Source organism: Comamonas sp. GB3 AK4-5, assembly GCF_041320665.1.
Taxonomy (GTDB): domain Bacteria; phylum Pseudomonadota; class Gammaproteobacteria; order Burkholderiales; family Burkholderiaceae_C; genus Comamonas.
In genome coordinates this window covers 2,330,082-2,341,932 of the sequence record NZ_CP166730.1, presented here as the reverse complement: position 1 = coordinate 2,341,932, position 11,851 = coordinate 2,330,082, and the positions used below count along the sequence as shown (strand labels likewise).

Below are 11,851 nucleotides of genomic sequence, written 5' to 3'. Positions count from 1 at the left end.
GAAGCGCGCCTCTGTGGCCTTTACCGGTGGCAAACCCAGGTCTTCGTGAAAACCCTTGGCGCCTGTGCAATGCCTGCACGCCACTGCGCGTTAAGCCCAATGCGCACAGATCCCCCCCCATGGAATGCTGGTGCTCCTGCTTTCTTTTGCTTGAAGGAATGTTCACGATGCGTCAGATGTTTTCCGCCTTCGCCACGGCCGGCCTGATGGCCCTGGCTCTCCCGGCCGCTGCCCAACCGGGCGCGGCCTCTCCCACCTTCGACAAAATCAAAAGCAGCGGCAAAGTGGTATTGGGCGTGCGCGAAAGCTCGGCACCCATGGCCTACGCACTGGGCTCCATGCAAAAGTTTGTGGGCTATCACGTCGAGCTGTGCGAGCTGGTGCTCGACAAGATCGCGCCCCAGGCCCAGCGCGAATACATGGCGCTGACGGCGCAAAACACCTTGCCCCTGGTGCAAAACGGCACGGTGGACATTGGCTGCGGCCCCACCACCAACAACCTGGCGCGGCAAAAACAGGTGGCCTTTGCCGTGACCACCTATGTCAGCGAGGTGCGCGCAGCCGTGCGGGCCGACTCCACCGTCAAATCCTTCAAGGACCTGGACAACCAGGTGCTGGCCGCCTCGGCCGGCACCACGGCCGTGCAGCTGCTGCGCAAATACAGCCGCGACCATGGCAGCAAGTTCGACGTGCAGCTGGGCAAAGACCATTTCGAGAGCTTTTTGATGCTGGAGTCCGGCCGCGCCCAGGCCTTTGTGCTGGACGCCAACCTGCTGGCCGGCGTGATCGCCAATTCCAAAAACCCCGCCGGCTACAAGATCGTGGGCGAGGTGCTGGGGGCCGAACCCATTGCCCTACTGTTCCGCCACGGTGATGCACCGTTCAAAAAGGCCGTGGATGGCGCCATCACCCAGCTGATGCAAAGCGGCGAGATGGCCAAGCTCTATGACAAATGGTTTATGCAACCCATCCCACCCAAGAACATGCCGCTGAACCTGCCCCTCAGCCCCACCCTGAAAACGCTGTTTGAGCAGCCCAATGACAAGCCCCTGGAGGCCTACCAGGAAAAAGACCCGGCCTGAACAGGCCCCAGCACGCCAAAGGAGCGCCTTGGCGCTCCTTTTTCAATTGCACTCTCAGCACGCCCCGCTTGTGCGAGCGGCTGAAAACGCAGGTAACAGCAAAGATTACAGACCCAGGGCCGCAATGCCGGCGCTGGCCACCTGGGCATCTTCGCTGGCCTTCACGCCCGACACGCCCACGGCACCCAGGCATTGGCCGTCTTTGACAATGGCCACGCCGCCTTCGAGCAGACCGTCCACAAAGGGCGCGCTCAGGAAAGCCGTGCGGCCGTTGTTGATCATGTCTTCAAACGCCTTGGTGTCCTTGCGGCCCACAGCGGCAGTGCGCGCCTTGGCGGGGGCCACATGGGAGGACATGGGCGCAGCACCATCCAGGCGCTGCAGCCACAGCAAATGACCACCGTCGTCGACGATGGCAATCGTCACCGGCCAGTGGTGCTTGAGTGCCTCGGCCTCGGCGGCGGCGGCGATCTTTTTGACGTCGGAGAGTTCGAGTTCGGGCTTGGTCTTCATAATGGGGATAGGCAGTGATTTGCGCTGAATAAGAACTGCCCAGCATAATGCGCAAACTTGGACCGAAAGCGACCCTGGGCGCAAAACATTGCAACCTAAAACAGCCCTGGTGGGTCCTGAAATGCCCGAAGCATCTTTGGGCTCTTGTGCTTTCCTTTTACCATCCCCATTTATTCAGGACCGCCACCCGGCGGTCATCCACAGGAGAAACCTATCCATGAATGATCACGTCACCACTTGGGACACTGCTGGCGCTGCCCTCTCGCAGCAGCAGCGCCACAAGGTGTTGCGCAACACCTACTGGCTGCTGGCGCTGAGCATGCTGCCCACCGTGCTGGGCGCCTGGATCGGCGTGTCCACCGGAATCACCCGCTCGCTGTCTGGCGGCCTGGGCCTGATCGTGTTCATGGCCGGCGCCTTCGGCTTCATGTTCGCCATCGAAAAGACCAAGAACTCCGCTGCCGGCGTGCCCGTGCTGCTGGCCTTCACCTTCTTCATGGGCCTGATGCTCTCGCGTCTGATCGCCATGGTGCTGGGCTTCAAGAACGGCTCCGAGCTGATCATGACCGCCTTTGCCGGCACGGCTGGCGTGTTCTTCGTGATGGCCTCGATGGCCACCGTGATCAAGCGCGACATCTCGGGCATGGGCAAATGGCTGTTCGTCGGCGCCATGGTGCTGCTGGTGGGCTCGGTCATCAACGTCTTCATCGGCTCCACCGCCGGCATGATGGCGATATCCATGCTGGCCATCGGCATCTTCTCTGCCTACATGCTGTATGACATCAAGCAGATCCTGGACGGCGGCGAAACCAACTACATCAGCGCCACACTGTCGCTGTACCTGGACGTGTTCAACGTGTTCCAAAGCCTGCTGGCCCTGCTGGGCATCATGGGCGGCGAGCGCGACTAAGAGTGGCTAACACCACTTCTCCAGAGGGCCTCGCAGAGCGGTTATGCTCGCTGCCCTCATGGCACGACGACCCGTAAGCAAAGAACTGTGGCGACAGCTACAACCCCTGATCCCAGCCTTCGTGCCTTCTGCCAAAGGCGGTGCGCGCAAACGCGCAATCAGCGATGAAGCTGCCCTCAACGGCATCTTGTTCGTGCTGCAAACAGGCATTCCATGGGAAGACCTTCCCCAATCCCTGGGCTACGGCAGCGGCATGACTTGCTGGCGGCGCCTGCGCGACTGGAACGCCGCTGGTGTCTGGGAGCAGCTGCACCAAGCCATGCTGACTCGCTTGCGTGAACATGACCAAATCGATTGGAGCCGGGCCAGCATTGATGGCTCCTCGGTACCAAGCCCCCGGGGGGCCAGGAAACGGGCCCAAACCCCACGGACAGAGGCAAGCTCGGCTCCAAGCGGCACATCGTCGTAGATGCCAGAGGCATCCCGCTGGTGATCTTGGTAAGCGGGGCGAACAGGCATGACTCCAAGATGTTCGAGAAGTGTGTGGACGCGATTCCTGCGATTGCTGGCCTGCCAGGGCGTCCCCGTAAAAGGCCAGCCAAGCTGCACGCCGACAAAGGCTACGACTTCAAGCGATGCCGAGCCCATCTGAGGCAGCGGGGCATCATGGGCCGAATTGCCAGACGAGGCATTGAGAGCAGCGAGCGGCTGGGCAAACACCGGTGGGTGGTGGAGAGGACGCACAGCTGGTTTGCAGGCTTTGGCAAGCTGCGAATCCGCTTTGAACGACGGCTGGATATCCACGAAGCGCTGCTGAAATTGGCGGCAGCGATCATCTGCGCGCGCTTCGTGGATCGGTGGTGTTAGCCACTCTAAGCACGCCACACAAGGCTTGGAAAAGCCTTGTTGGCCCCGCCTCCAAAGCACGCTTCGGCGTGCTTTTTTTGTGCCTGGGCAGAGGCCCATCCCCATGCCTTTCAGATGCCACTGGCGCTGCTCGCCGCCGGCATCGCATGGCGCCAGGCGCCCCGAAGCAGCACACAAGGCCCGTCTCTGGCGGGCCCTCTCAGGCAGCTTCAGCCCCGCGCAAAACAGGCTCAGTCGGCGCCTGGGCGCTGCGCAAAGCCCGCTCCGCAGCAAAGATGCAGCCCATCCGCACCGCGAGAGCCTGGCAAACGTCTCCGCCGCCGCACCGGGCAATATTCACAACCACCCCAGGCATAAAAAAACCGCTGCCAAGGCAGCGGTTTTTGCGGGAACCGCGAGCTGCTTAGAAGCGGTAGCCCACGCCCACGCCGACCAGCACGGGATCGATCTTCAGATCACCGATCTTGTCGCCACCCAGGCTCACATCGGTCTTCATGTAGACCTTCTTCACGTCGAAGTTGATGGACCAGTTCTTATCCAGGGCATAGTCAAAGCCCACTTGCAGAGCACCGCCCCAGCTGTTCTTCTTCACGGAAGGATTCAGCGCAGCCACGTTGTCATCCCACTTGGCGCTGGAGAAACGGGTGTAGTTCACACCGGCACCGACGTAGGGCTTGAAGGCACCAAAGTTGGTGAAGTGGTATTGGGCCAGCAGCGTGGGAGGCAGTTGCTTCACGGTACCGATGCGCTCACCCAGCGTTGCAGAGCGCACATCGTGCTTCTGGGGGTAAGTCAGAATCAGCTCAGCCGCAAAGTTGGGCGTGAAGAAATAGGAGATGTCCAGCTCGGGGATGGTCTTGTTGTTGACCGACAGGCCCAGATCAGGAGAGGTCGAGCCACCGTTGGAGCTGTCGATGTGCACAGCGCGCATGCGCACCATCCATTTGCCATCTTGCTGCTGCGCCATTGCAGCACCGGAAGTCAGGGCAGTCAGAGCGGCAATTGCCAGCAGAGTCTTCTTCATTGGGTGTTTCCTTTGGGTCACTGAATCGGGGTGGTTTCCCCTTGGACTTGATTGAAACAAAGCCGCAGGCCCTGGGATTTGCCCTAGCTCAAGCTTTTTCCTACCCTCTCCCCGTCGCACCTCATATGTTGCACCAGAGCAACAAACCATGCGCCAGTACTTCAGCGCTTCGCTTGCAGGCCGCGCCAGCGCTGCCACAGCGACACAGTAATCACCACCATGCCGCCCACCACGGCTCCTACGCCCACACATCCACCAGCAAGCCAATGATGGAGGCCACTGCCCCACCCAAGGGGGTGGCTGCCGTGCTCTGCATGGCTGCCTTGGCCTGCGTGGCTACATCGTCCAGGATGGCCGAACTCTTGCCCGCCGCGGTCTTGGTCATCAAGGCCACATCGTCCAACAAGCTCGCAATATCATCCAACAGCATCAAAAGGCCGACACCCGCCATCGCACCTCCCGGCGCTCAAACAATGCCGCCATCATGCTGTCCCTGTGCGGTGCCTGCGTCAAAACCTGCACAGAGGGAGGAAATCGTCTGGCGCCCACCATATACCATCGCCGAATGCTGCGGCAGCGGGCTATCAGGCCATGTTCGCCAAAGCTCAGGGCCTGCTGGGGTCGGCCCATTGAAAGGCGGTTGCCAGAACTTTGAAATGCCCTGCTTCAGCGCAGATAAGCCTGTTCGATAAAAGTCTTGGCTGCTTCCAGATCGACTAGCGATGTCAACGGCACTTCAATATCGCCCGTGCCCCAATGCCCTATCGCCGACATATCTCGCGCCTGCGGTAAAACAGCCTGAATCACGGGGAAGTGCTGCTGCGGATCCAGATGCAGATACAGCAGAACTCGAGACTTTTGTGCCACCACCGAGGCAAAGTTGCGAATGCGTTTGAACGCCGTATACAGCCTGAGTTCTTTGCGCTGCACATCGTCGCCCAGAGACAGCACATATTGCTCCAGCGACTCCAGCACATCCAGCAAAGGCGGCGCCATGGTTTGCACCACTTCAGCATAGCTTTTGTCTGGCCCCGTGGCGCGCACTGGCTGCGCTACTACGCTAGTGCCTGCGCCGCCAGACAATGCAACAAACTCGGCCGCCATGCGCTCTGTGCGGCGCCCCGCCGCTGGCGGCTCGGGGCTGTAAGCATGGGTCAACTCCAGCAGCAGCAAATCCTCGCCAAAGCGGCGGTAGCGCATCAGCTCGATATTGCGCTGAATCTGCTGCACCGCATGGCCGTCGTACTTGGTGAAATCCGCCGCAATACACACTAGGCGCGGCGCGCTCCAGTCAATGGCATCGGCCGCAGTGGAGCCCAATTTTCTGAGTACCAGCAACTCAAACTCGGCCTTGTGGTCCAGCAACCAATCCAGGTAATACAAGCCCTGGTTGATCACGTTCTCGCCCACGGAGCGCTTGTATTCAATAATGACCGGACAGTGGTTTTCGTCTATGCCCAACGTGTCCATGCGCCCGCCATGGGTCTTGCCCGTGCCGTACTCGGTGGCCAGAAAGCGTATGCCCAGCAGCGCCTCCAGATTGGTTTCAATCAAGCGCTGCAGCGGCCGTTCCAGACCGGAGACCTCGCCCTGCAGCTCGGTCGCTATGCCGTCTTTCAAGCGAAATAATTGGATATCGCTCATACCGCGAGCCCTCTATTTTTGTTCTTCAAAATATCAAAAAGTGAGCAACTGGCGCATGACAGAAAAGCGCTGGCCGCCGATTTCACTCTATATCTACGCTCACCACTACCGCCTTGCCCCGACCGCGAGCGGTCTTGGGCGCCGCAGCAACTTGAAGACGCAGCTGGTAGGGTCCAGAGGAAAGATTGTTGCCGCCGTTGCACCCAGGTCGGCCAAGGGCTGGGAATACTCTGCCAAGAAGCCGAAATTGCTGCACCCCGCGCGACCTACCTCTCTGTAGTTGGAAGTGGATCTGCGAATGGTATCAACGCGCTGCACCTCCAGGCTGAGAAAACGCCAAGCAGGCCCATGAAAAAGCCCCGCAGCGCTTCCACTGTGGGGCTTTTTATTCAAGCAGCCAAGATCAACCCAACCACTTGCGCGCATTGCGCCACACGCGCATCCAGGGGCTGAGTTCGGACTTGCCACCCACCTTGGCGTAATCCACCCAGCTCATTTGCACGTTGCGGAACACGCGCTCGGGGTGGGGCATCATGGCGGTGAAGCGGCCGTCGGCCGTGGTCACTGCGGTCAAGCCACCGGCCGAGCCGTTGGGGTTGAAGGGGTACTGCTCGGTGGCCTGACCCAGGTTGTCCACATAGCGCATGGCACCAATCACCTGGTCTGCATTGCCACGGAACTTGAAGTTGGCATAACCCTCGCCGTGCGCCACGGCGATGGGCAGGCGCGAGCCGGCCATGCCTTGCAGGAACAGGCTGGGCGAGTCCAGCACTTCCACCATGCTCAGACGCGCTTCAAAGCGGTTGCTCTGGTTTTGCGTAAAGCGCGGCCAGTCCTGGGCACCGGGGATGATGTCGGCCAGCTCGGCAAACATCTGGCAGCCGTTGCACACGCCCAGGCCAAAGGTATCGGTACGGCCAAAGAACTGCTGGAACTGCTCGGACAGCCTATCGTTGAAGGTGATGGAGCGCGCCCAGCCAATGCCGGCACCCAGGGTGTCGCCATAGCTGAAGCCGCCGCAGGCCACCACACCGGCAAAGTCCTTGAGCTGTGCACGGCCGGTCTGCAGGTCGGTCATGTGCACGTCCACGGCCTCAAAACCGGCTTCGGTGAAGGCGTAAGCCATTTCCACATGTGAGTTCACGCCCTGCTCCCGCAGCACGGCCACGCGAGGCTTGGCCTGCAGGTTCAGGAAAGGCGCAGCCACGTTCTCTTGCGGATCGAACGTCAGCTGCACATGCATGCCGGGATCGCTGGGCACGCCCACGCTGGCATGTTCGCTGTCGGCGCAGACGGGGTTGTCGCGCTGCTGGGCGATCTTCCAGCTCACGGCATCCCAGACCTGGTGCAGGTCGGAAAGCGTGGCACCGAACACCTTTTTGGCATCGCGCCAGACCTGCAGCTCACCCTTGCCCATATCCACGGGCGAGGATGCGGGACGGGTCTTGCCCACAATATGGCTGCAGGTGGCCAGGCCATGTTCGCGCAGGGTTTGCAGCACGGCGGCGCGGTCGGCCGTCTTGATCTGCAGCACGGCACCTAGCTCTTCGTTGAACAGGGCGCGCAGCGTCAGGTCTTCGCGGCGGCCGGAAACCTGGCCGCCCCAGTTCTTGCCTTCGCCGCTGTCCATGCGGCTGTCGCTGATGCCATCACCCTCGGTGATCAGCATGTCCACATTCAGGGCCACGCCCACATGGCCGGCAAAGGCCATCTCGGCCACGGTGGCCAGCAGGCCGCCATCGCCACGGTCGTGGTAGGCCAGGATCTGCTCCTTGGCACGCAAGGCGTTCACGGCGTCCACCAGGGCGATCAAGTCCTTGGCATCGTCCAAATCCGGCGTTTCATTGCCGGCCTGGTTCAGCACCTGACCCAGGATGGAGCCGCCCATGCGCATCTTGCCGCGCGACAGATCGACCAGCACCAGGGTGGTGTCTTCTTCCGTGGCGTCCAGCTGTGGGGTCAGCGTGGTGCGCACATCGTCAATGGATGCAAAGCCCGTGATGATCAGGCTGACCGGCGAAGTCACCTTCTTGGTCTGGCCGTTCGCAGTCCATTGCGTGCGCATGGACAAAGAGTCCTTGCCCACGGGGATGGAAATGTTCAAAGCCGGGCACAGCTCCATGCCCACGGCCTTCACGGTGGCGTACAGCGCGGCGTCTTCGCCTGCTTCGCCGCAGGCGGCCATCCAGTTGGCAGACATCTTCACCTTGGACAGCGCGATGGGCGCGGCCAGCATATTGGTGATGGCCTCGGCCACGGCCATGCGGCCCGAGGCGGGTGCGTTGATGGCGGCCAGCGGTGTGCGCTCGCCCATGGCCATGGCTTCGCCCTTGAAGCCCTGGTAGTCAGCCAGGGTCACGGCCACGTCGGCCACGGGAACCTGCCAGGGGCCCACCATCTGGTCGCGGTGGGTCAGGCCACCCACGGCGCGGTCGCCGATGGTGATGAGGAAGCGCTTGGAGGCAACAGTCGGATGAGCCAAGACCTCAATCACGGCCTTTTCCAGCGGCACGCCGGTCAGGTCGATGGCGGGCAGCGCACGCTCCACCGTGCTCACGTTCTTGACCATCTTGGGCGGCTTGCCCAGCAGCACGTCCATGGGCATGTTCACGGGCAGCTTCTGCTCGCCAGATTCCACGGCCGTGTCGTCCAGCACCAGCTGGCGCTCTTCGGTGGCCGTGCCGATCACGGCAAACGGGCAGCGCTCGCGCTCGCAGAAAGCGGTGAACTCGGGCAGCGATTCGGGCGCAATCGCCAGCACATAGCGCTCTTGCGATTCGTTGGACCAGATTTCCTTGGGCGCCAGGCCGGATTCCTCCAGATTCACAGCGCGCAGGTCAAAACGGGCGCCACGGCCGGCGTCATTGGTCAACTCGGGGAAGGCGTTGGACAGGCCGCCGGCACCCACGTCGTGGATGGCCAGAATCGGGTTCTTATCACCCTGCTGCCAGCAGTGGTTGATGACCTCTTGCGCACGGCGCTCGATCTCGGGGTTGCCGCGTTGCACCGAGTCAAAGTCCAGCTCGGCCGCATTCGTGCCGCTGGCCATGGAGCTGGCTGCACCACCGCCCATGCCGATGCGCATGCCGGGGCCACCCAGCTGGATCAGCAGCGTGCCTGCAGGGAACAGAATCTTCTGGGTCTGGCCGGCATCGATCACGCCCAGGCCGCCGGCAATCATGATGGGCTTGTGGTAGCCGCGGGTGATGTCACCGACTTGCTGCTCGTACTCACGGAAGTAGCCGGTCAGATTGGGACGGCCGAATTCGTTGTTGAAGGCTGCACCACCCAGAGGGCCTTCAATCATGATTTGCAGCGGGCTGGCAATGTGCTCAGGCTTGCCCACTTCGCTGCCCCAGAGCTTGGAGACGGTGAAGCCCGTCAGGCCTGCCTTGGGCTTGGAGCCTCGGCCGGTGGCGCCTTCATCACGGATTTCACCGCCGGCGCCGGTGGATGCACCGGGGAAGGGCGAGATGGCCGTGGGGTGGTTGTGCGTTTCCACCTTCATCAGCACATGGCTGGTAGCGCTCAGCTTTTGGTAGCTGGGTGCACTGGCTGTATCTGCGTCAGAGGCCTGTTTGCCATCAAATCTGGCGGTGAACCGCTCGACCTCATGGCCTTCCATGATGGAGGCATTGTCCGAATACGCCACCACCGTGTGCTGGGGCGAGACGGCCTCGGTGTTGCGGATCATGCCGAACAGCGATTTGTCTTGCGCCACACCATCGATGGTGAAGTTGGCGTTGAAGATCTTGTGGCGGCAATGCTCGGAGTTCGCCTGGGCGAACATCATCAGCTCCACATCGGTGGGGTTGCGCTTGAGGCCCTTGAAGGCGTTTTCGAGGTACTCGATCTCGTCTTCGGCCAGGGCCAGGCCCCATTGCTTGTTGGCTTTTTCCAGCGCGGCGCTGCCGCCACCCAGCACGTCCACAAACTCCATGGGCTGGGCTTGCAGGGTGGAGAACAGGGTCTCGGCTTCGGCGCGCGTGGCAAACACCGACTCGGTCATGCGGTCGTGCAGCAGCGCGGCGATTTGCGCGGTCTGCTCGGCCGTCAGCTCGGGCGTGCCGCCCAGCAGGCCGGATTTGAGGCCCACGCGGTACTCGGTGATGCGCTCCACGCGGAACACGGAAAGACCGCAGTTGCGGGCAATGTCCGTGGCCTTGGAGGCCCAGGGCGAGATGGTGCCCATGCGCGGGGTGACGACAAAGGCCAGGCCCTCGTTCGCACCTTCGTAAGGGTCGCCATAAGTCAAGAGCGCCGACAGGCGCTCTTGCAATGCGGGCACAGGAAGTCCCTCTGTGGCCACCAGGTGGACAAACCGTGCGGCAATGCCGGTGATCTTGGGGTGGATGGCGACCAGGTCGGTCAGAAGCTGTTGGGCGCGGAACGAGCTCAGGGCGTTTCCACCCTCAAACTGTGTCAAATGCAAGGTCACGTGGCGGCCTGTTTATGTGAAGGCTGGTGAAAAGCGCCATGGTCAGGCCCTGCAGATGAGGGCTGGGCCAGGGCGCTGAATCGGTGAGCCTCCGATTTTACCGCGCCTGGGGCTAACCCGAGGCTTAACGCCTATTTACGCCCACTTCGGTGCCCCGCCAATGCCTAAAGCAGGGAGAGCCAAGCATGCCAGCACCTGCAAAGACGCCGCCCGCAGCATGCCCAAGCCTGCGATGGGATAATTCCCTGCATGAGCATCACCTTGAAGACCCCCGAAGACATTGAGCGCATGCGCATCGCAGGCCGCTTTGCTTCGGACGTGCTGGACTACATCACCCCCCATATCCAGCCCGGCATCACCACCCAGCAAATCGACGATCTGTGCGCAGAGCGCATGGCACAGCAAGGCACCAAGACGGCCTGCCTGGGCTACCAGCCTCCAGGCATGACGCCCTACCCGGCCTATGTCTGCACCTCGGTCAACCATGTGGTCTGCCACGGCATCCCCAATGACAAACCGCTGAAAAAAGGCGACATCGTCAACGTGGACGTGACGGTGATCACCGAAGACGGCTGGTTTGGCGACAACAGCCGCATGTTCATCATCGGCGAGGGCTCGATCGCGGCCAAGCGCCTGTGCCAGCTCACGTTTGATGCCATGTGGAAAGGCATTCAGCAGGTCAAGCCCGGCGCCACGCTGGGCGATATCGGCCACGCCATCCAGAGCTTTGCCGAAGGCCACAATCTGTCGGTGGTGCGTGAGTACTGCGGCCACGGCATTGGCCAGGTCTTCCACGACGAACCCCAGGTGCTGCACTACGGCCGCCCCGGCACCGGCGTGGTGCTGGAAGAAGGCATGGTCTTCACCATCGAGCCCATGCTCAACCTGGGCAAGCGCGACATCAAGGCCATGCCTGATGGCTGGACCGTGGTCACCAAGGACCGCAGCCTGACCGCGCAATGGGAGCTGATGCTGGCCGTCACCAAGACGGGCTATGACGTGCTGACCTGGTCCGATGGCTCGCCCACGCCGCCCGGCTTCATCACTGCCATCCGCACTTGAAATAGGACACCCCCCCTGAGTCGCCTACGGCGCCTTCCCCCCGCTCTTCGCTCGCTGCGCTCGCGGGCAGGGGGACAACACCGGCGCTGCGGGGCGGCCCTTGCGCGGTGTCTCTGGGCTGGGGCGCGCCGGTTTTATGCGCTGGGGCTTGATGGGGGCTGGGCGATGTACAAGCCCTCCCGTGGGCACGTCATGCCACCTTCTCCCGCTCTTCGCTCGCTGCGCTCGCGGGCAGGGGGACAACACCAGCGCTGCGGGGCGGCCCTTGCGCGGTGTCTCTGGACTGGGCTGCGCCGGTTTTATGCACCAGG

8 protein-coding genes and 1 pseudogene are annotated in these 11,851 nt (G+C 62.0%); 4 read left to right on the top strand and 5 right to left on the bottom strand.

The genetic code is table 11. The annotated features are described in order from the left end of the window. Positions 1–167: 167 nt before the first annotated feature. Positions 168–1,082 carry a transporter substrate-binding domain-containing protein gene (locus tag ACA027_RS10645; RefSeq protein ID WP_370682345.1) on the top strand — a complete coding sequence of 305 codons (915 nt, stop codon included), beginning with the start codon at positions 168–170 and terminating at the stop codon, positions 1,080–1,082. Between the two features lie 105 nt (positions 1,083–1,187). Here the strand turns inward: ACA027_RS10645 and ACA027_RS10640 are convergent, their stop codons facing one another. Continuing rightward, positions 1,188–1,595, bottom strand: a complete 408-nt coding sequence (locus ACA027_RS10640) for a heme-binding protein (protein WP_370682344.1) — start codon at positions 1,593–1,595, stop codon at positions 1,188–1,190. 217 nt (positions 1,596–1,812) lie between these two features. Between ACA027_RS10640 and ACA027_RS10635 the strand changes: the two genes are divergently transcribed. Further along, complete coding sequence (locus ACA027_RS10635) at positions 1,813–2,505, top strand: Bax inhibitor-1/YccA family protein (protein ID WP_370682343.1); 693 nt, start codon at positions 1,813–1,815, stop codon at positions 2,503–2,505. Positions 2,506–2,563: 58 nt separating this feature from the next. Next, positions 2,564–3,372, top strand: a protein-coding gene (locus ACA027_RS10630) for an IS5 family transposase (RefSeq protein WP_370678446.1) whose coding sequence is annotated in 2 segments (ribosomal slippage) — positions 2,564–2,894 and positions 2,894–3,372 — 810 coding nt in all. Because the reading frame shifts where the segments join, the coding sequence is not laid out codon by codon here. A gap of 403 nt (positions 3,373–3,775) precedes the next feature. On the opposite strand, the gene ACA027_RS10625 is transcribed toward ACA027_RS10630, so the two are convergent. The 4 genes and pseudogenes from ACA027_RS10625 to purL all read right to left on the bottom strand — a co-directional run bounded on the left by ACA027_RS10625 (position 3,776) and on the right by purL (position 10,478). Then, positions 3,776–4,396 (bottom strand): OmpW family protein, encoded by a 621-nt coding sequence (locus ACA027_RS10625; RefSeq protein ID WP_370682342.1) that lies wholly within the window; start codon positions 4,394–4,396, stop codon positions 3,776–3,778. Between the two features lie 301 nt (positions 4,397–4,697). Further along, positions 4,698–4,847 (bottom strand): annotated as a pseudogene (locus ACA027_RS10620) (DUF808 domain-containing protein); the annotation flags it as partial. A gap of 215 nt (positions 4,848–5,062) precedes the next feature. Then, the gene (locus ACA027_RS10615; protein WP_370682341.1) at positions 5,063–6,040 is read right to left on the bottom strand and encodes a DUF5655 domain-containing protein; all 978 of its coding nucleotides are present in this window, start codon (positions 6,038–6,040) and stop codon (positions 5,063–5,065) included. Positions 6,041–6,443: 403 nt separating this feature from the next. Continuing rightward, a complete protein-coding gene (gene purL / locus ACA027_RS10610; protein ID WP_370682340.1) occupies positions 6,444–10,478 on the bottom strand; it encodes a phosphoribosylformylglycinamidine synthase in 4,035 nt (1,344 codons plus the stop codon). Positions 10,479–10,727: 249 nt separating this feature from the next. On the opposite strand from purL, the gene map reads away from it, so the two are divergent. Then, positions 10,728–11,540 (top strand): type I methionyl aminopeptidase, encoded by an 813-nt coding sequence (map, locus tag ACA027_RS10605; RefSeq protein WP_370682339.1) that lies wholly within the window; start codon positions 10,728–10,730, stop codon positions 11,538–11,540. Positions 11,541–11,851: the final 311 nt, after the last annotated feature.

Bases quoted from the DNA above. Each gene is read 5' to 3' on its own strand.
- ACA027_RS10645 (WP_370682345.1), top strand. From the start codon at position 168: ATGCGTCAGATGTTTTCCGCCTTCGCCACGGCCGGCCTGATGGCCCTG.
- ACA027_RS10640 (WP_370682344.1), bottom strand. From the start codon at position 1,595: ATGAAGACCAAGCCCGAACTCGAACTCTCCGACGTCAAAAAGATCGCC.
- ACA027_RS10635 (WP_370682343.1), top strand. From the start codon at position 1,813: ATGAATGATCACGTCACCACTTGGGACACTGCTGGCGCTGCCCTCTCG.
- ACA027_RS10625 (WP_370682342.1), bottom strand. From the start codon at position 4,396: ATGAAGAAGACTCTGCTGGCAATTGCCGCTCTGACTGCCCTGACTTCC.
- ACA027_RS10615 (WP_370682341.1), bottom strand. From the start codon at position 6,040: ATGAGCGATATCCAATTATTTCGCTTGAAAGACGGCATAGCGACCGAG.
- map (WP_370682339.1), top strand. From the start codon at position 10,728: ATGAGCATCACCTTGAAGACCCCCGAAGACATTGAGCGCATGCGCATC.